Raw genomic sequence first — 18,585 nt, 5'->3', positions numbered from 1 at the left:
CCGGCGATCAAGCGGCTTACAACTGGTAACTGAAACTGATGCTGTAGCGTGGTCTGCGGTTGAACGTATCCAGCGCTTCATCGGACATCGCCTTGGCGGCTTCCAGGGCGATGTTGTAGTACTTGGCGTCACCGAATCTCAGGCCGAACGCCGCCGATGACAGGTTGTTGGCCTGCACCGGCAATTCATTGAACCAGCTGCGTGAGCGGTCGAGCACGAAGTACGGTTGCAGGATGCGCACCCAGTTGCCGTCGCGGTTGAAGCTGTAGTTGATTTCGTAAGCCACGCCCCAGCCCTTGTCGCCGGACGCCTGGTCGTCGGGATAGCCGCGGCCGAAGTTCTGGCCGCCGAATACGGCGCGCTCGCTGTCGGGCAGGGTGTCGTCACTCCAATACAACGCGGCTGACAGTACGCCTTGCCAGTTATCAAGGAACTTGTCGCTCTGCACCCCCGACAGACGCACCCGGAAAAAATCGAGGTCGATGGCGCTGTTGTTGGTGCGCGCGCCCAGGCTGTCCAAGCCCTGATACACGCCGCCGCTGAGAATGCGCAGTTGCCGGGCATCGGCCTTGCGCCAGTCGCTTTCGAAGGCGAGAGCGCGGATGTCGGTGCGCTCTTCGACGCTCAACGGGTAGCCGATCACGTTGTAGCGGGTCTTGTCGTTGACCGCGTACAGGCGCGATCCGGCGGTCAGCAATTCATCCGAAGCGGCAATCAGCGGCAGGCTGAAGCCGAGCGAGTAACGGTCGTTTTCGCGATGCGGCTTGAGTTCCAGGCCGTTGTTCAGCAGCACGTTGGTGCCGGGATCGGCCCGGTAGCGTGAGGCCGACAGGCTCAGTTGCGCACCCTCGTCGTTGATGAACTGGTTGTAGTCCAGCCGATAGTAATGCTCGTGATCATCCCCCGGTGGAAACAGGCCGCTGAACGTCAATTGTTCGCCCATCGAGGTTTGTGAATTGCTGCTGACCCCGAGCAGGGCCTGAGTGCCGTTACGGTTGTCTTCGGTGGTGCTCAGGGTGCTGGTGAACGGTTTGCGGCTGGCCTGGGCGATCAGTGTGGTTGCGCCATCGGTGGTGCCGGGCGGTGGCACCTGGGCCTGGATCGTCACGCCGGGAATGCGGGTCATCAGTGTGGTGTAGCGCTCGAACGTCTTGCGTGTGAGAGGGCGCTCGGCCTGGAGCTTGGCGGCCAGTCGGTCGAGCAGGGCTTTGACCCGTCCCACGTCGCCCGCGATCTGCACGTCCCGGACATAGCCTTCCACCAGTACGACGCGCGCCACGCCGTCATCGAAGGTCTGCTGTGGCAGGAAGGCGTAGGACAGCAGATAGCCGTCCTGTTGATAACGTCGAGTGATCGTGCGGGTGGCCTCGATCAGGTCGGCGAGGCTGCTCTCGCGGCCGATCAGGGGTTTGTAGATTTCTGCCAGTTCGTTCAGCGGGTAAAGCGTGCCGCCTTCGATCTGCACAGTGGTGAGTTTGATCTTGGTGCTCATCATCAACGGCTCGGCGGCGGCCCCTGGCTCCGGCACTTGCAGCGGCGCGGCATTCGGCCGGTAGGCGTCGGCGGGCAAATTGGGCACCGGCAGATTGCGTATGGTTTCGTTGCTGTTGAGAAAGCTGGGCAGGGTATCGGCGAGGGCTGTGGAACTGAGACTGACAAACAGCAGGGATGCCATAACGCGCATAGGACACTCCATGTTCAACCCCCGGCACCGGGCGGGTTTTCTCCCAAGAAAAAAGCGGAAGACTCGTGGGAATCTTCCGCCCTCAACCAAGCGTAGGCGCTGTAGGTTCGGCCGTCGAATCGGCCAGGTGCAATTCAGCGATTGTTGCCGCCCAGGGTCCCGGTGAGACCACCGAGGACGCCACCCAGTCCGCCGCCGGTTCCGGTGGCGGTGCCACCGTTGACCAGGCCGCCGACCGCAGTGACCGTGTTGCCCACTGTGGTGACTGTGTTACCGACCGCCGCCACGACCGGATTACTGTTGGTGCTGGCAATCGTGTTGCCGAGATTGCCGACGGCACCGCCGACCTGGCCGGTGAGACCTGCGACCGGAGTACCGAGCCCGGTGGCGGCGCCGACGTTCTGGGTCAGGCTGGTGACCGCCGTGGTGACTGGCGCAAGTCCGGCACCCACGTTGTTGCCCAGGGTTGCCAGGGGCGTGGTCGGGCTGGTGATCGGCGAGCCCGAACCGCCGAGCACGGTGTTGAGCGAGGCCACGGTATTACCGGCCGCCGCCAGCACGCCACCCGGTGCGGCGAGGGTGCCGTTGCCGCTGCTCAAGCTGGCGCCGACGTTGACCACGGCGCCGCCTACGGTTTGCAGCAGGCCATTGCTGCCCAGGCCGCCACCGACGCCCGTTCCGGAACCGGTCCCGTTATCCACCAGCCCGCCGGCCTTGCCGACAGCGGTGCCGACATTGCTCAAGGCACCGCCGACAGTGTTGGTCAGGGCGTTGCCGTTGCCGGCGTCGGTGACTTTGTCGCCCACGCCGTCAACCGTGCTGCCGACCTTCTGGACCAAACCGTTCAACGGCGCGCCCAGCCCTGTAGCCGTACCGAGTTTGTCCGTGGTGCTTTCGACCATGGCAATCACCGGCACCAGTTTGCTGCCGACTTCTTTGGTAACCGAGCCGAGCGGGCCGGTGGTGGTGGCGGTGCTGAGGGTGTCGCCGAGCATGGTGACCTTTTCGCCGACCCCGTTGAGCACTGGGGCGACCTTGGTCACCACACCGCCGACCACGGGAACGCTGCCCGTGGCAGTGGCCAGTTTGCCGCTCAGGTCGGACACGCCGTTACCCACATCCTGCACCACGCCGCCGACCGCCGAAGCGGTGACGCCCAGGCCATTGTCGGTGGTTGCCAGTTTGCCGATGCCGTTGGCTACGCCGTCACCCAGCGTGGTCACTACGTTGCCGGCAGTCCGGGCCGCGCTTTGCACCACGCCGCCAACGACAGGCACGCCGCTCAGGGAGTCACCGACCTGGCCGACGCCATCGCCGACGCCGCTGACGGTATTGCCGACGTCCTGCACCAGCGTGGTGGTGACCAAGGGTGTCGGTGTACTTGGATTGGTCGGGTTGGTCGGGTCGGTGGGATTGGTCGGGTTGGTTGGATCCGTCGGGGTCGTCGTGCCGCCGGTTCCGCCAGTGCCTGCCGTGTCTCCTGTGCCACCGGTACCGCCCGTGCCACCCGTACCGGCAGTCGAGCTGTCTGGAGAAGAACTGCCGGAGCTGCTGTGATGACCGCCGCCGCCACTGCTGCAACCGGCCAGACCGAGGGAGAGAATGAGGGCCAGTGCCGTTGCCGATTTGCACCATGCCGCATGAGCTTTCATCTGAGTTTTCATGAGCGTTATTCCTTGCACCTGTCACAACGTTTGTTGTCTTCGATGGCCCGCCGATTCTGTTGCCGGCAGTACCCTCGTCCGTTGTGCTCATATCAGTCGCAAGCCCGGTTCCACGCCATTCTCAAGTTGGTATTAACGCCTTTATGCAGGGGGCTGCGAGTGCGGCCTAACGACTAATACCGAGGATATAGGCGCGCAAAAAAAAGCCTTGAAAATCAAGGCTGGGTTTTCAAGAGTGCGGTGTGGGCGGCGCGGGAAAACTTAAGTGATATATACACAATTGAGCAGGTTTTTTCGGCCTTGATGTCAGGCCACCGGCTGCCAGTTGCCCACCATGTGTTCCAGGTCCCCGGCGCCGATCAGGCGCAACTCACCGCTGGAACCGGCAGCGCTGGCGAACAGGCTCACCTCGCTGGGCAGGCGCACCGGTTTGCGAAAATGCACGGTGACCTCAAGGTTGGCCTTGGGCAGATGATCCGCCAGCGCCGCCAGTGTGCGCGCCTTGTTCCACAGTCCATGAGCGATGGCGGTTGGGAAACCGAACAGCTTGGCGCTGGCGGCGCTCAGGTGGATCGGGTTGTAGTCGCCGGAGACTTTCGCGTACTGCCGGCCGATGTCCGCCGGCGCCTTCCATTGCGCCACTTGCATCAGCGGCAGCGCCGGCTCCCAGGCCTGTTCGACCGGTTCGCCTTCAAGCTTCACGCCGCGACAGAGCATTTGGCTTTCGGCTTCCCACAACGGGCCGAGTTGATCGTCGAGGGAGGTCAGCAGCTCGAAGGTCGCGCCTTTGGGATGGGGTTGCAGGTTATGCACCCGAACGCTGACTTGCGCACGACTGATCCCGCCCATCGGCCGCAATACGCGGATGCGATTGCTCAGATGAATCAGCCCCAGCAACGGGAACGGAAACTCTTTGGCGGTCAGCAACTGCATCTGCAGGGCGAACGCCAGGATATGCGGATAGGTCGGCGGCAGCAGGCCGTCATCGGCGAAACCGCAGACCTTGCGATAGGCCGCCAGCCGTTTGCCCTCCACCTCGACGGCGCAACGCAAACCGCTGGCGGGCAGGGTGGTGCCGGTGATTTTGCGTCGGCTCGCCGCCCGGGCATACAGCCCCGGCAGGCTCGGCTCGTGGTGCAGCGTGTGCCATTCGATCGTCATGTTCAGGCCCCCAGAACGCTTTGGCCACACACCCGCAGCGCTTGTCCGGTGAACGCGCCGGTGCCCGGTTGTGCCAGCCAGGCCACGGCTTCGGCGACGTCTTGCGGCAGGCCGCCCTGGCCCAGCGAACTCATGCGCCGCCCGGCTTCACGCAGGCCGAACGGAATGTGCGCAGTCATCTGGGTCTCGATGAACCCCGGCGCCACGGCGTTGATGCTGATGCCGCGTTCGAGCAGTGTCGGCGCCCAGGCCTGGGCCAGTCCGATCAGCCCGGCCTTGCTCGCCGCGTAATTGGTCTGCCCGCGATTGCCGGCGATGCCGCTGATCGATGCCAGCAAAACTATCCGGGCGTTATCGCGCAAGGTGCCGCTGTCGAGCAGGGCCTTGGTCAGCACTTGCGGTGCGTTGAGGTTGACCGCCAGCACCGCGTCCCAGAACTCCGGGGTCATGTTGGCCAGGGTCTTGTCGCGTGTGATGCCGGCGTTGTGCACCAGAATGTCGAGGCCGTCCGGCAGCTGTTCGATCAGTTGCGCGGCGGCGTCTTCGGCGCAGATGTCGAGGGTGATGGCGCGACCGCCGAGGCGCGCGGCCAGGGCTTCGAGATCGGTCTTGGCTGGCGGTACGTCGAGCAGGATCACCTCGGCGCCGTCGCGAGCCAGCGTTTCGGCAATCGAGGCGCCGATGCCGCGCGCCGCGCCGGTGACCAGCGCCTTGCGCCCGGCCAATGGGCGGGTCCAGTCGGTGACCTGAGTGGCGCAGGCCGTCAGACGAATCACTTGCCCGGAGACGAAAGCGCTTTTCGGCGAGAGGAAAAACCGCAGCGGTCCTTCGAGCTGATCCTCGGCACCTTCGCCGACGTAGATCAGTTGCAGCGTGCCGCCGCTGCGCAGCTCCTTGGCCAGCGAGCGCGAGAAACCTTCAAGCGCCCGTTGTGCGCTGGCAGAAAACGGGTCACGCAGGGTTTCCGGGGCGCGGCCGAGGATCACCAGATGTGCGCTGCTGTCGAGGTTCTTCATCAACGGCTGGAAAAATTCACGCAGTTGCTTGAGCTGGTCGGTGTGCTGCAGATCGCTGGCGTCGAACACCACGGCCTTGAGTTTCGGGCCATGGCCGGGAATCCATTGAATGGCGGTCGCCGGCTGGTCGCCGTAGCGGTAGATCGCGTCGGTCAGGCGATTGGCGAATGCACTGACCCGTTCGGCCAGCGGCCCGCCGCCGATCAGCAGCGCACCTTCCACCGGCCGCAGGCGCCCGGCCTGCCAGCGTTCCAGCCGCACCGGCGACGGCAGGCCCAGGGCTCCGACCAGACGGTGGCCGATGGACGAGTTGGCGAAGTCGATATAGCGGTCAGACATGGAACGCTCTCCAGAAGATGGGGTTCAAAGTGTGGACTGCGAAGGGCAATCAATCGTTCGATCCACGCAATAAGGCCTACGCTAGAACAGCAGAGTAGTTTGCCCTCGGCGCTTTTGTGGCCGAACACATAGCAAATACACCACCGACCCTGTGTGAGCGGGCTTGCCCGCGATGGCGGAGTGTCAGCCACCGAAGGTGTTGGATGTGCCGGCCCTATCGCTGGCAAGCCAGCTCCCACAGGGATTTCCATGAGTCTGAATCAACAAGGAGCATTTCATGAGTCAGCTGCGCCGCGTCGCGATCATTGGTGGCAACCGCATTCCGTTCGCCCGCTCCAACGGGCCCTACGCCACCGCCAGCAATCAGGTGATGCTCACCGCCGCCCTCGAAGGCCTGATCGAACGCTACAACCTGCACGGCCAGCGCATCGGCGAAGTGGTCGCAGGGGCGGTACTGAAATTGTCACGGGATATGAACCTGACCCGCGAATGCGTGCTCGGCTCGCGCCTGTCGCCGGCCACCCCGGCCTATGACATTCAGCAGGCCTGCGGCACCGGCCTGGAAGCGGCGTTGCTGGTGGCGAACAAGATCGCCCTCGGCCAGATTGATTGCGGTATTGCCGGCGGCGTCGACACCACGTCGGACGCGCCAATCAGCGTCAGCGAGGGCCTGCGCAAGATTCTCCTGCAAGCCAACCGCGCCAAGACCACCGGCGACAAGCTCAAGACCTTTTTGCAATTACGCCCTAAACACCTGATCCCCGAATTCCCGCGCAACGGCGAACCGCGCACCGGCCTGTCGATGGGAGAGCACTGCGAATTGATGGCGCAGACCTGGAACATCCCCCGCGAGGAACAGGATCAACTGGCCTTCGAAAGCCACCACAAACTGGCGGCGTCCTACAGCGAAGGCTGGCACAACGACCTGATGACCCCGTTCCTCGGCCTGACCCGCGACAACAACCTGCGCCCGGACCTGACCCTGGAAAAACTCGCGACCCTGAAACCGGCCTTCGAGAAAAGCGCCAAGGGCACCTTGACCGCCGGCAACTCGACGCCACTGACCGATGGCGCGTCGGTGGTGTTGCTGGGCAGCGAAGAGTGGGCGAAGGAGCGTGGTCTGCCAATCCTTGCGTATCTGCGCGACGGCGAAGCAGCGGCGGTGGATTTCGTCAACGGCGCCGAAGGGCTGCTGATGGCTCCGGTCTATGCGGTGCCGCGCCTGCTGGCACGCAATGGGCTGACCTTGCAGGACTTCGACTACTACGAAATCCACGAGGCCTTTGCTGCGCAGGTGTTGTGCACGTTGAAGGCCTGGGAAGATCCGGAATACTGCAAGACCCGGCTCGGGCTGGACGCGCCGTTGGGGTCGATTGATCGTAGCCGCTTGAACGTCAAGGGCAGCTCACTGGCGGCGGGGCATCCGTTTGCCGCGACGGGCGGGCGGATCGTGGCGAACCTGGCGAAGTTGCTGGATGCGGCGGGGCAGGGGCGGGGGTTGATTTCGATTTGTGCGGCGGGGGGGCAGGGTGTGACGGCGATCATCGAACGCTAAAAGAGCAAAAGCTTGCCCTCACCCTAACCCTCTCCCGGAGGGAGAGGGGACTGACCGAGGTGTCTGGCGTTATACATCGACCTGAAAGATCGGTGTCGATTATGGATTCAACAACGTTCTTTCATGTCGGCGGATTTCTAAAGCATCCCCGATTCGGCTCCCTCTCCCCCCGGGAGAGGGCTGGGGTGAGGGCGCTTTTCAGGGCTCCCCCCAATCTCAAGTCCGGAACCTGCGCACCAACCCATCCAGCTCATTCGACAACCCCGCCAGACTCTGCGAATCCAGCCGCGCCGAATTCGCCAGTTCCGCCACCAACTGCGCATCACCATGAATCTGGCTGATATGCCGATTGATGTCCTCAGCCACCTGATGCTGCTCTTCCGCCGCCGTAGCAATCTGCGTGTTCATATCGCGAATCACATCCACCGACTCACGAATCTGACCAAAGCTCTCCCGCGCTTCGCCGATGCGTGCCACCGATTGCTGCGACACATCAAGGCTGGCGCGCATCTGCTGAGTCACCGCGCTGGTGCGTTTGGCCAGGTTGCCCAGCAGCCCGTCGATTTCCGCCGTCGAATCCGCCGTGCGTTTGGCCAGTGCGCGAACCTCATCGGCCACCACCGCAAAACCACGCCCTTGCTCACCGGCCCGTGCCGCCTCGATGGCCGCGTTGAGCGCCAGCAGGTTGGTCTGTTCGGCGATGGAGCGGATGGTGCCGAGGATCGACTGGATGTCGTTGCTGTCGCGTTCCAGTTGCTGCATCGACTGCGCGGACTGCTCCAGCTCCTGGCTCAGTTGATCGACACTGTGCACCGCTGCATCAATCTGTTGCTGACCTTCGCGGGCCTGGCGCTGGCCGCTGTCGGCCGACTCCGCCGCCTGGCTGCACGAGCGGGCGACTTCGTTGGCGGTGGCGACCATTTCGTGGAATGCGGTCGAGACCATGTCCACCGCTTCACGCTGGCGCCCGGCCGCTTCGGCCATGTCGCCGGAAACCCGGGTCGAACTCTGAGACGTGGCGAGGATTTTTCCGGCCGCGCCGCCGATGTGCTGGATCAGGCTGCGAATCGCGGTGAGGAACTGGTTGAACCAGTTGGCCAGTTGCGCGGTTTCGTCGCTGCCACGGATGTCGAGGCTCTTGGTCAGGTCGCCTTCGCCCTGGGCAATGCCTTCCAGACCGCTGGCCACGCTGCGGATCGGCCGCACGATCAGGCTGGCGAAACTGGCACCGACCACCGCGAAAAACACCGCCAGCACGGCCGCAATGATCGCGATCAGCCAGGTCAGTTGGGTGGCGGAACTCATCACTTCGTTCTGTTTGATCAGGCCGATGAAGGTCCAGCCCAGTTGTTCCGACGGCCAGACATTGGCCATGTAACGCTCGCCGTTGAGCTCGATGTCAACCAGGCCTTTGCCGGCCTTGGCCAGTTGCGCGTAGCCGTCGCCGAGGCTGTCGAGTCGTTTGAAGTTGTGCTCCGGTTGCTTCGGATCGACCAGCACCGTGCCGGTGTTTTCCATCAGCATCAGATAACCGCTTTCGCCGAGCTTGATCTGTTTGACGATCTCGGTCAGTTGCTTGAGCGACACGTCAATGTTGACCACGCCACCCTGGGCGCCCAACTGGTTGGCGACCGCGCGCACGGTGCTGACCAGAACCGCGTCATCGCCGGCCCAGTAATAGGCTTCGGTGCGCAGGGTCTTGCCCGGGTTGGCCATGGCGGTCTTGTACCACGGGCGGGTGCGCGGGTCGTAGTTGGCCATCTTTGGATCGCCCGGCCAGAAGGCATAGCCGCCGCTGTTCAATCCATAGGACACGTAGGAGTAGGCCGGGTGGGATTTGGCCAGCCCCTCGAACAGTGCAAACAGTTGCTTGTCGATCTCGCCATCCGAGGTGTCGGAAGCGTTGGCGCTCATGCGGCTGCGCACGCTGCCGTCGGCGTTTTTGACCAATGGTTGCGCCGCCAGGTAATCGACGTTCTGGCTGATGCCGTCGAAAAACAGCTGCATGGCATTGCTGACCTGACGGATCTCGCGCCCGCTGCTGTCGACAAAATCGTCCCGGGCATCGCTGCGCAGGTTCAGTACTACCAGCGTGGCGACCAGCACCACGGGCAAACAGGCGATGATTGCAAACGCCCAGGTCAACTTCTGTTTGATGTTCATCCGCGCTCCAGATTTTCTTGTAGGCCCACGCAGTGCAGATGACTCGCGGTTATTGGCAGCCGAAAAACCTATTTCTCACCCGTTTCCCTGGATGCGACATCGACATTTTTTTTGGAACGATTGTCGGACAAATTCCTCTGTCACAGAGGAATTCGGCCGCACGAGAGGGAAATTGAGGCCGGCAGAGAAAATTCTTACGAGCTGTGTGCGGCGGGATGTCAGATTCTGTCGCAAATGCCCTCAAGTCCTGTCGCCAACAACTTCGACAGCCTCGGCTATGATTCGCAGCGGTCGATAAAGCGGCGGATCGGCCCGGTTTATCCGGCACAGTGTGTGCATCCACAGGTTCACAGGTCGGCAACCCCTCCCCGTGATGCGAGGATTGCCGTATAACGAATGACATTCGCGTGTTTGGTAATAAAGGACCCACAATAAAAGCTGATGAAGACTCCAAAACGCATTGAACCCCTGATCGAGGACGGTCTGGTCGACGAAGTGCTGCGTCCACTCATGAGTGGCAAAGAAGCAGCTGTTTATGTGGTGCGCTGCGGCAATCAGTTACGTTGCGCAAAGGTCTACAAGGAGGCGAACAAACGCAGTTTCCGCCAGGCGGCCGAGTATCAGGAAGGCCGCAAGGTTCGCAACAGCCGACAGGCCCGGGCGATGGCCAAGGGATCGAAATTCGGTCGCAAAGAGACCGAAGACGCCTGGCAGAATGCCGAGGTCGCGGCGCTGTTCCGTCTGGCCGGCGCGGGTGTGCGAGTGCCCAAGCCCTACGACTTCCTCGACGGCGTGCTGTTGATGGAACTGGTGGCCGACGAATTCGGCGATGCCGCCCCGCGTCTGAACGACGTGGTGCTGGAGCCGGATCAGGCCCGCGAATATCACGCGTTCCTGATTTCGCAGATCGTGCTGATGTTGTGTACCGGTCTGGTGCACGGTGACCTCTCGGAGTTCAACGTGCTGCTGACGCCAACCGGCCCGGTCATCATCGACCTGCCGCAAGCGGTGGACGCCGCCGGCAACAACCACGCGTTCAGCATGCTGGAACGTGACGTCGGCAACATGGCTTCGTACTTCGGTCGCTTCGCCCCGGAGTTGAAGAAGACCAAATACGCCAAGGAAATGTGGGCGCTGTACGAAGCGGGTACGTTGCACCCGGCCAGCGTGCTGACCGGCGAGTTCGACGATCCCGAGGACCTGGCCGATGTCGGCGGGGTGCTGCGCGAGATCGAAGCGGCGCGTCTGGATGAGGAGCGCAAGCAAGCCATCCGCGCGGCGGACGACGAGCCCAAGGGCAAGTCCGACGAACCGCCTCCGCCACCGTGGATGCAGTGAGCATCTGAAAGGGAAAACCCGGCTTCGGCCGGGTTTTACACATTCAAGGATTGATTGTGACCACCACCTCCCGCAATGCCCGGCTGATCATCACAGCCCGGCTGATTTCCGATTTCGGCGCTTTCCTGAACATGGTTGCGCTGGCCACTTATGTCTACCTGCTGAGCAACAGCGCGATGAGCGTGGGGATTTTTCTCGCCAGTCGCGTGGGCGGCGGAATCTTTGCGAGTCTGATCGGCACCGCGTTCTATCGTCGATGCAGTGGCCGTCTGCCGTTGATTGCCTTCGATCTGCTGCGCGCCGCTGTGCTCGGGCTGTTGCTCATCGTGCCGGTCGGTCAGCAGGCGTTGTTGCTGCCGCTGATCGCGTTCGGCCTTGGCTTTGGCAATTCGATGTTCGCCATCGGCCTCAACAGCCAGTTGCCGCGCTTGATCGAGCCGGCGCAGTTGCTCAAGACCAATGCGTGGATCACGTCCGCCTCGTCCATGGCGATGGTCGGTGGCAGCCTGGTGTCCGGGTTGCTGGTCGCGGGATTTGGTTTTGAAACGGTGTTCGCGCTGAATGCGCTGACCTATCTGTTGGCGGCAGTCTTGATTGCGCCGCTGCGGTTCAGTGCACCGGAGCCTTTGGCCGAATCAAGCGATGAGCGCAGCGAATGGTCAGCGTTGGTCCAGGGCTTGCGCAGCGCTCCGGTGGTGGCGGCGATGCTGGCGGTGACCATGGCCGACACCCTTGGCAGCGCTGCGCACAACGTCGGTTTTCCGATCATCTCCAAACTGCTGACGCCGGACTCGGCGAGCACCACGCTGGGCCTGATGCTCGCGGTGTGGGCCGCCGGCAAACTGCTCGGCGCGCGGATCGCCAGTCGCCTGAACGGCTCGGAAAACGTTCATCTGGAGCGCCGCTATTTCGGTGGCGTGCTGCTGATGTCCTGCGGCTTCATCCTGATGTTCCAGCAGCACAGCGTTGTCGGTCTGTTGCTGTTTTCGCTGCCGGCCGGATTGGGTGACGGGTTCTCGGAAGTCGGCCTGATGTCACGCCTGCAACGGGAGCCGGAGCCCTTGCGCCTGCCGATCTTCAGTTTCCTGACGCTGTTGCAGATGACCGGGTTCGGCGTCGGCATGCTGATCGCCGCGCCGTTCTATGAGTGGTGGACGCCGGGTGCCGTGGTGCTGTTGTTCCACGGCATTCCCCTCGCCACTGTGCTGTCGATGAAAGCCCTGTTGCTCAGGCACGCGCGGGTTGCGCGCAGCAACCCGACGCCAGTTCCTTGAGGATCGGGCAGTCCGGACGATGGTCGCCGTGGCAGTGCTCGACCAGATCCTGCAGGGTGTCGCGCAGTTCGCCGAGTTCGCGGATCTTCTGATTCAGCTCGTCGATGTGCTGTCGCGCCAGGGCCTTCACATCGGCGCTGGCGCGCTGGCGATCCTGCCAGAGGGTCAGCAGCTTGCCGACTTCCTCCAGCGAAAAACCCAGGTCCCGCGAGCGCTTGATGAACGCCAGCGTATGCAGGTCGTCATCGCCGTAGATGCGATAGCCGCTGTCGGTGCGATGGGCAGCCTTGAGCAGACCGATCGACTCGTAATACCGGATCATTTTCGCGCTCAGGCCACTGTGGCGGGCCGCTTGGCCGATGTTCATCGGTTGTCCTCCAGGTCCTCGGGTTTCCAGGTTTTCAACAGTAGCGCATTGCTCACCACGCTGACGCTCGACAGGGCCATTGCCGCGCCGGCCAGCACCGGATTGAGAAAGCCGAACGCCGCCAGCGGAATGCCGATCAGGTTGTAGACGAAGGCCCAGAACAGGTTCTGGCGAATCTTCGCATAGGTCTTGCGGCTAATCTCCAGCGCCGCCGGCACCAGCCGAGGATCGCCGCGCATCAGGGTGATGCCGGCGGCGTGCATCGCCACGTCGGTGCCGCCGCCCATGGCGATGCCGATGTCGGCAGCGGCCAGTGCCGGGGCGTCGTTGATGCCGTCGCCGACCATGGCCACGACGCCGGTTTTTTTCAGCTCGGCGACGGTGGCGGCTTTTTCCGCCGGCAGCACTTCGGCGTGGACATTTTCGATGCCCAGCGCTTCGGCGACCACCCGGGCGCTGCCGCGGTTGTCGCCGGTCAGCAGGTGGCTGTGGATGTGCTGGGCGGCCAGTTGTTGCACCGCGTGCAGCGCGCCGGGCTTGAGGGTGTCGCCGAAGGCGAACAGGCCGAGTACGCGGGGCGCCGGACTTTGCTCGATCAGCCACGACAGCGTGCGGCCTTCGGTTTCCCACGCCTTGGCGGATTCGCTCAGGTTTCCGGCGTCAAGACCGCTTTCCTCCAGCAAGCGCCGGTTGCCCAGGGCCAGGCGCCGGCCGTCGAGGCTGCCGGCGATGCCGCGCCCGGTCAGGGACTGGCTGTCGCTGACATCGGGCACCGTCAGATTGCGTTCGGCGCAGGCATCCAGCACCGCTTTGGCCAGCGGATGTTCACTGCCGCGTTGCAGTGCACCGGCGGCTGTCAGCAGGGCATTTTCGTCACCGTCGACCGCACTGAAATGCGCGATGCGCGGCGTGCCGGAGGTCAGGGTGCCGGTCTTGTCGAATACCACAGCGCTGACTTCATGGGCACGCTCCAATGCTTCGGCGTCCTTGATCAGAATTCCGTGCCGCGCGGCCACGCCAGTGCCGGCCATGATCGCGGTGGGCGTCGCCAGACCGAGGGCACAAGGGCAGGCGATCACCAGCACCGCGACGGCGTTGATCAGCGCGGTTTCCAGCGGCGCGCCGTACAGCCACCAGCCGATCAGCGTGGCCAGGGCCAGCAGCAGAACCGTCGGCACGAACACCTGACTGACTTTATCTACCAGTTTCTGGATCGGAGCCTTCGCGGCCTGGGCGTCTTCCACCAGACGGATGATCCGCGCCAGCACGCTTTCCGCACCGAGCGCCGTGGTGCTCACCAGCAAGCGGCCTTCGCCATTGATCGCACCGCCGGTGACCTTGTCGCCCGGCTGTTTGGGCACCGGCAGGCTTTCGCCGCTGATCAGCGCTTCGTCGGCATGGCTCTGGCCTTCCAGCACTTCGCCGTCCACCGGGAAGCGTTCACCGGGTTTGACCAGAACTCGGTCGCCAAGACGCAGGGCGCTGATGGCGACGTCCTGTTCACGGCCATCGATGACTTGAATTGCCCGCTCCGGCCGTAAGGCTTCCAGTGCGCGAATGGCGCTGGCGGTCTGGCGTTTGGCGCGGCTTTCCAGGTATTTGCCGAGCAGCACCAGCGCGATGACCACTGCCGAGGCCTCGAAATACAGGTGCGGCATGCGCCCGGCGGCGGTGGCCCATTCGTAGAGACTCAAGCCATAACCGGCGCTGGTGCCCAGCGCTACCAGCAAGTCCATGTTGCCGGCCCCGGCGCGTACGGCTTTCCAAGCGGCGACGTAGAAGCGTGCACCGAAGATGAATTGCACCGGGGTGGCGAGGGCGAATTGCACCCAGGCCGGGAGCATCCAGTGAATGCCGAATGGTTGCACCAGCATCGGCAGCACCAGCGGCAAGGCGAAGGCGATCGCGCAGATCAGCGCCCAGCGCTCATGGTTCAGGCGCTGTTGGCGATTGTCGGTCTGGTGTTCGAGTTCGAAGAGGCTGGCCGAATAGCCGGCCTTGCTCACGGCGGCGATCAGGGTTTGCGGATCGACCGCGCCGAGCAATTCGAGATGAGCACGTTCATTGGCGAGGTTGACGCTGACGCTCTTCACCCCCGGTACTTTGTTCAGGGCGCGTTCGACGCGGCCGACGCAGGAAGCGCAGGTCATGCCGTCGATATTCAATTCCACGGTTTGCTGCGGCACGCTGTAACCGGCGCGTTCGACCGCCTCCATCAGCGCCGGCAGGCTGTCGCCGGGTGCCTGCACCCGGGCCTGTTCGGTGGCGAGGTTGACGCTGACGGCAGTGGCGCCGCTGACTTTGCTCAACGCCCGCTCGACACGGCCGGCGCAACTGGCGCAGGTCATGCCGCTGATGGGCAGATCGAACGTGATGGAATCGGACATCGGTCGTACTCCCTGTAGAAGAGGCCTACAGGATCAACCTTGCCATGCTGGCAAGGTCAAGCGCCAGTTTCCGCCACCCGCCACCCGCCACCGCCCTCGTACCCGATCGTTCCCACGCTCTGCGTGGGAATGCCTCTTGTGACGCTCTGCGTCACGCTTTGGGACGCAGAGCGTCCCGGGCTGCATTCCCACGCAGAGCGTGGGAACGATCAGCGAGCGGTATTCAATAACCGAGGCCGGTCGGCTTGAGGTACATGCCTTCCTGGTTCATCGCGATGCGGAATTTCAGGATGTCGCCGGCATGCAGTTTGATCTCCTGCGAGCCCGGCGCGAGCATGCCCGGGTTGCAGCCCGGCATTTGCCCCGGCAGCAGCTTCAGGCGCAGCGAGACATTGCCCGGCGGCAGGTTGAACGAGGTGCTTTGCTCCTGGAACAGGCGCGCCGACAGTTGATCCTGAATGTAAACGCCGATTTCGCAGGAAGTCGCGACTTCCAGGCGCTCGCGGGAAATGATCAGCACCCCGTAATCTTCCCCGGCGGCCTGCACCGAAGGGATTGCGGCAAAAAGGCTGAGTACGCCAAACAGGCTGAAAGCTGACCAGCGCATGGCTGAATCTCCTGAATTCAAGTCATTGATGCACGCAGCTTGGCCGAGCGCGGCGCCGATTGCCAGCCCGGCAGTTTTTTGCAGAACTTGACCTTGCCATCGTGGCAAGCCCGAAACTGCCGGCAACCTCACTCAAAGGAGTCATTCCATGCAAGTGTTCACTGTTGAAGGCATGTCCTGCGGTCACTGTGTCAAAGCCGTCACTCAGGCGGTGCAGAGCAAGGATCCGGCCGCCAGCGTGCGGGTCGATCTGGCGGCGAAGGAAGTCGGCGTCGAAAGTGCGCTGAGTGCCGAGCAGGTGATCGAGGCGATCAGCGAAGAAGGTTACGCCATCAAACTCGCCTGATCTTTTTAATAGTTAGCGAGCTACCGGAATGTTCAAGGCGTCCTCGCGCGGCTAGACTGTCGGGCTGCACTCCATCGAAGTGCTCCCCAACTGCCTGCCAGACCTGGACGCCTGATGAACTTCCGTACCCTTCTGATTCTCGGTGCCCTGACCGCTTTCGGTCCGTTGGCGATCGACTTCTATCTACCCGCCTTTCCCACCATGGCACTGGCGTTCGGCACCGATGAGAAAGACGTTCAGCTGACGCTGTCGGCTTACTTCTTCGGTCTGTCCATTGGTCAACTGGCTTACGGGCCGGTGGCGGATCGTTTCGGACGGCGGATTCCGTTGCTGATCGGTCTGACGCTGTTCACGCTGGCGTCAGTGGCCTGCGCCTACGCGCCGAACCTGGAGTGGCTGATCGGAGCGCGGCTTGTGCAGGCGCTGGGCGGTTGCGCGGGGATGGTGATTGCCCGGGCGGTGGTCAGCGACAAGTGCGACGCGGTGGGGTCGGCGAAAGTTTTCTCACAGTTGATGCTGGTGATGGGGTTGGCACCGATTCTGGCGCCGATGCTCGGCGGTCTGCTGGTCAACACCACGGGCTGGCAGTCGATCTTCCTGGTGCTGACGGCGTTCAGTGCCCTCGCCGGGCTGGCGGTGGCCCTCGGCCTGCCGGAAAGTCTGCCGGCGCATGTTCCGCGTCAGCCGTTGTCCGGTGCCCTGCGTCAGTACGGTCGGCTGCTGGCCGATCCGGTCTACATGGGGCATGCCCTGACCGGCGGCATCGCCATTGCCGGGATGTTTGCCTACATCGCCGGCTCCCCGTTCATTTTCATCAAGCTGTATGGCGTACCGGCCGAGCATTTCGGCTGGCTGTTCGGCACCAACGCGGCCGGGTTCATTCTGGTCGCACAGGTCAATGCGCGCCTGCTGGCCAAGCGCGGTCCGGCCTTTCTGCTGTCACGGGCGGTCTGGGTTTACCTGGCCGCCGGGCTGACGCTGCTCGCGGTCAGCGCCTTGCACACCGCGGCGTTGTGGCCACTGCTGATTCCGCTGTTCATCTGCGTGGCCAGCCTTGGCTGTATCAGCCCCAATGCGGCGGCGTGTGCGATGAACGGGCAGGGCGGTCGCGCCGGTAGTGCTTCAGCGTTGCTCGGCAGCATGCAATTCAGCGTCGCCGCCGGGGCTTCGGCGCTGGTGGGCATCCTGCACGATGGCAGCGCCGTGCCGATGGCCATGGTCATCAGCCTGTGCGGTCTGTTGGTCGTCTGCGCGGCGACACTCACCCGGCGCATGCAGAATGCCCGGGCGCTGGCAAAGGCGCAGGCCGAAATCCAGTAACGAAAGCCTCAGCCGACAGCGCGTTGCTGGCCGAGGTCGGGAATCTGATGGGGCGCGCAAATACGCGCTTCGAGGGTGCGGGTGAAGGCCCTGGCTTCGGCCTCACTGCGAAAGGTCACGGCGTGCTGGTCAAGACGAACTTGCCATTGGGACTTTGCCACTTCTTTTATCAGGATCTTCATTGCTGACCTCCCGTACGTAAAAGATTGCATCGCAGAGGTTTCGATTGTAGACCTGAATACGATCGCAATTGTGACAAGGGTCAAGCATCTGACTGACGGCAAAAAAACACCGCAGCCCCCGGGCCAGACATTTTTGGCGCTGGCGAAGGCTGCGGTCTTGCGGGTTTTAGAAACCTTCTAAAACAATTTTCCCCTTGGCCTTGCCACTTTCCAGCAATTCATGGGCGCGGCGCAGGTTGCTCGCGTTGATCGTGCCGAAGTGCTCGCCGACCGTGGTTTTCAATGTCCCGCTGTCAATCAGCTCCGCCACCCGGTTGAGCAGTTTGTGCTGCTCGATCATGTCCGGCGTTTCGAACAGCGAGCGGGTGTACATGAACTCCCAGTGCAGCGACAGGCTCTTGCGCTTGAGCTTGGTCACGTCCAGCGCCTTCGGATCGTCGATCAGCGCCAGTTTGCCTTGCGGCGCCAGGGCCTCGACCAGTTGGTCCAGATGTTGTTCGGTCTGGGTCAGGCTGGCGACATGGGTCACGTGAGCGACACCGGCGCGTTTCAGTTCTTCGCTCAGCGGCTGGCTGTGATCGATCACCCGATCTGCCCCCAGTTCGCTCACCCAATCGCGGGTCTCCGGGCGGGAGGCGGTGCCGATCACTTTGAGCCCGGTCAACTGGCTGGCCAGTTGGGTGAGGATCGAACCGACACCGCCGGCCGCGCCGACGATCAGCAGGCTCTGGCCCTCATCGGTATTGCCTTCGCGAATCTGCAGGCGTTCAAACAACAACTCCCAGGCCGTAATGGCGGTCAGTGGCAGGGCGGCGGCTTCGGCGAAACCGAGGGTTTTTGGCATATGGCCGACAATCCGCTCATCCACCACGTGCAATTCGCTGTTGCCACCGGCCCGGGCGATGGAGCCGGCGTAGAACACTTTGTCGCCGGCCTTGAACAGGGTCACTTCACTGCCGACCGACTTGACCACACCGGCCACGTCCCAACCCAGCACCTTGGCGGCGCCGCCTTCCGGCGCGACGTTCTGGCGAACCTTGGTGTCGACCGGGTTGACCGAAATCGCTTTGACTTCGACGAGCAAGTCGCGCGGGCCGGCAACCGGTTCCGGCAGTTCGATGTCTTGCAGGGATTTTTCGTCGCTGATCGGGAGCGAGGCGTAATAGGCGATAGCTTTCATGG

The 18,585-nt window shown here is 63.1% G+C and carries 15 protein-coding genes and 1 pseudogene; 5 read left to right on the top strand and 11 right to left on the bottom strand.

Annotated elements, in window-relative coordinates; genetic code table 11:
• Positions 1-16: 16 nt before the first annotated feature.
• From AWU82_RS17645 to AWU82_RS17630, 4 genes are all read right to left on the bottom strand, one after another.
• Positions 17-1,684, bottom strand: coding sequence for a ShlB/FhaC/HecB family hemolysin secretion/activation protein (locus tag AWU82_RS17645; protein WP_064379261.1), 1,668 nt, complete (start codon positions 1,682-1,684; stop codon positions 17-19).
• A gap of 134 nt (positions 1,685-1,818) precedes the next feature.
• Positions 1,819-3,348 carry a collagen-like triple helix repeat-containing protein gene (locus tag AWU82_RS17640; RefSeq protein ID WP_064379263.1) on the bottom strand — a complete coding sequence of 510 codons (1,530 nt, stop codon included), beginning with the start codon at positions 3,346-3,348 and terminating at the stop codon, positions 1,819-1,821.
• A 306-nt stretch (positions 3,349-3,654) separates the two neighbouring features.
• Positions 3,655-4,509: a MaoC family dehydratase gene (locus AWU82_RS17635; RefSeq protein ID WP_064379265.1), complete on the bottom strand. Its 855-nt coding sequence runs from the start codon at positions 4,507-4,509 to the stop codon at positions 3,655-3,657.
• Between the two features lie 2 nt (positions 4,510-4,511).
• Positions 4,512-5,864, bottom strand: a complete 1,353-nt coding sequence (locus AWU82_RS17630) for a 3-oxoacyl-ACP reductase (protein ID WP_064379266.1) — start codon at positions 5,862-5,864, stop codon at positions 4,512-4,514.
• A gap of 277 nt (positions 5,865-6,141) precedes the next feature.
• Here AWU82_RS17630 and AWU82_RS17625 point away from each other — a divergent pair, with 277 nt between their 5' ends.
• Positions 6,142-7,419 carry an acetyl-CoA C-acetyltransferase gene (locus AWU82_RS17625; RefSeq protein WP_064379268.1) on the top strand — a complete coding sequence of 426 codons (1,278 nt, stop codon included), beginning with the start codon at positions 6,142-6,144 and terminating at the stop codon, positions 7,417-7,419.
• A 216-nt stretch (positions 7,420-7,635) separates the two neighbouring features.
• On the opposite strand, the gene AWU82_RS29580 is transcribed toward AWU82_RS17625, so the two are convergent.
• Entirely contained in the window at positions 7,636-8,340 is a 705-nt protein-coding gene (locus tag AWU82_RS29580) for a methyl-accepting chemotaxis protein (RefSeq protein WP_418333523.1), read from the bottom strand.
• A 201-nt stretch (positions 8,341-8,541) separates the two neighbouring features.
• A pseudogene (locus tag AWU82_RS29575) lies at positions 8,542-9,426 on the bottom strand (PDC sensor domain-containing protein); the annotation flags it as partial.
• A 597-nt stretch (positions 9,427-10,023) separates the two neighbouring features.
• Between AWU82_RS29575 and AWU82_RS17615 the strand changes: the two are divergent.
• Together AWU82_RS17615 and AWU82_RS17610 are read left to right on the top strand one after the other, a co-directional pair.
• Positions 10,024-10,920 (top strand): PA4780 family RIO1-like protein kinase, encoded by an 897-nt coding sequence (locus tag AWU82_RS17615; RefSeq protein ID WP_007958482.1) that lies wholly within the window; start codon positions 10,024-10,026, stop codon positions 10,918-10,920.
• Positions 10,921-10,976: 56 nt separating this feature from the next.
• Complete coding sequence (locus AWU82_RS17610) at positions 10,977-12,194, top strand: MFS transporter (protein ID WP_064379272.1); 1,218 nt, start codon at positions 10,977-10,979, stop codon at positions 12,192-12,194.
• Here AWU82_RS17610 and cueR read toward each other — a convergent pair.
• From cueR to AWU82_RS17595, 3 genes are all read right to left on the bottom strand, one after another.
• Entirely contained in the window at positions 12,148-12,561 is a 414-nt protein-coding gene (gene cueR, locus AWU82_RS17605; protein ID WP_011332302.1) for a Cu(I)-responsive transcriptional regulator, read from the bottom strand. The two genes, AWU82_RS17610 and cueR, sit on opposite strands and share 47 nt — an antisense overlap.
• Complete coding sequence (locus AWU82_RS17600; RefSeq protein ID WP_064379275.1) at positions 12,558-14,948, bottom strand: heavy metal translocating P-type ATPase; 2,391 nt, start codon at positions 14,946-14,948, stop codon at positions 12,558-12,560. The genes cueR and AWU82_RS17600 overlap by 4 nt, the downstream gene beginning before the upstream one ends.
• A gap of 223 nt (positions 14,949-15,171) precedes the next feature.
• Positions 15,172-15,555 carry a hypothetical protein gene (locus AWU82_RS17595; protein ID WP_064379277.1) on the bottom strand — a complete coding sequence of 128 codons (384 nt, stop codon included), beginning with the start codon at positions 15,553-15,555 and terminating at the stop codon, positions 15,172-15,174.
• 148 nt (positions 15,556-15,703) lie between these two features.
• Here AWU82_RS17595 and AWU82_RS17590 point away from each other — a divergent pair, with 148 nt between their 5' ends.
• Together AWU82_RS17590 and AWU82_RS17585 are read left to right on the top strand one after the other, a co-directional pair.
• Positions 15,704-15,901: a heavy-metal-associated domain-containing protein gene (locus tag AWU82_RS17590; RefSeq protein WP_007958490.1), complete on the top strand. Its 198-nt coding sequence runs from the start codon at positions 15,704-15,706 to the stop codon at positions 15,899-15,901.
• 114 nt (positions 15,902-16,015) lie between these two features.
• Positions 16,016-17,221, top strand: coding sequence for a multidrug effflux MFS transporter (locus tag AWU82_RS17585; protein ID WP_064379280.1), 1,206 nt, complete (start codon positions 16,016-16,018; stop codon positions 17,219-17,221).
• A gap of 8 nt (positions 17,222-17,229) precedes the next feature.
• Here AWU82_RS17585 and AWU82_RS17580 read toward each other — a convergent pair whose 3' ends face one another.
• Positions 17,230-17,403, bottom strand: coding sequence for a hypothetical protein (locus AWU82_RS17580; protein WP_011332306.1), 174 nt, complete (start codon positions 17,401-17,403; stop codon positions 17,230-17,232).
• 166 nt (positions 17,404-17,569) lie between these two features.
• Positions 17,570-18,583, bottom strand: coding sequence for a zinc-binding alcohol dehydrogenase family protein (locus AWU82_RS17575; protein ID WP_064379283.1), 1,014 nt, complete (start codon positions 18,581-18,583; stop codon positions 17,570-17,572).
• Positions 18,584-18,585: the final 2 nt, after the last annotated feature.

The organism is Pseudomonas glycinae (genome assembly GCF_001594225.2).
Taxonomy (GTDB): domain Bacteria; phylum Pseudomonadota; class Gammaproteobacteria; order Pseudomonadales; family Pseudomonadaceae; genus Aquipseudomonas; species Aquipseudomonas glycinae.
This window is presented reverse-complemented; position numbering and strand designations above follow the sequence as displayed.

Coding starts and splice junctions, on each gene's coding strand:
- AWU82_RS17645 (WP_064379261.1), bottom strand. CDS start 1,684: ATGCGCGTTATGGCATCCCTGCTGTTTGTCAGTCTCAGTTCCACAGCC.
- AWU82_RS17640 (WP_064379263.1), bottom strand. CDS start 3,348: ATGAAAACTCAGATGAAAGCTCATGCGGCATGGTGCAAATCGGCAACG.
- AWU82_RS17635 (WP_064379265.1), bottom strand. CDS start 4,509: ATGACGATCGAATGGCACACGCTGCACCACGAGCCGAGCCTGCCGGGG.
- AWU82_RS17630 (WP_064379266.1), bottom strand. CDS start 5,864: ATGTCTGACCGCTATATCGACTTCGCCAACTCGTCCATCGGCCACCGT.
- AWU82_RS17625 (WP_064379268.1), top strand. CDS start 6,142: ATGAGTCAGCTGCGCCGCGTCGCGATCATTGGTGGCAACCGCATTCCG.
- AWU82_RS29580 (WP_418333523.1), bottom strand. CDS start 8,340: ATGGTCGCCACCGCCAACGAAGTCGCCCGCTCGTGCAGCCAGGCGGCG.
- AWU82_RS17615 (WP_007958482.1), top strand. CDS start 10,024: ATGAAGACTCCAAAACGCATTGAACCCCTGATCGAGGACGGTCTGGTC.
- cueR (WP_011332302.1), bottom strand. CDS start 12,561: ATGAACATCGGCCAAGCGGCCCGCCACAGTGGCCTGAGCGCGAAAATG.
- AWU82_RS17600 (WP_064379275.1), bottom strand. CDS start 14,948: ATGTCCGATTCCATCACGTTCGATCTGCCCATCAGCGGCATGACCTGC.
- AWU82_RS17595 (WP_064379277.1), bottom strand. CDS start 15,555: ATGCGCTGGTCAGCTTTCAGCCTGTTTGGCGTACTCAGCCTTTTTGCC.
- AWU82_RS17590 (WP_007958490.1), top strand. CDS start 15,704: ATGCAAGTGTTCACTGTTGAAGGCATGTCCTGCGGTCACTGTGTCAAA.
- AWU82_RS17585 (WP_064379280.1), top strand. CDS start 16,016: ATGAACTTCCGTACCCTTCTGATTCTCGGTGCCCTGACCGCTTTCGGT.
- AWU82_RS17580 (WP_011332306.1), bottom strand. CDS start 17,403: ATGAAGATCCTGATAAAAGAAGTGGCAAAGTCCCAATGGCAAGTTCGT.
- AWU82_RS17575 (WP_064379283.1), bottom strand. CDS start 18,583: ATGAAAGCTATCGCCTATTACGCCTCGCTCCCGATCAGCGACGAAAAA.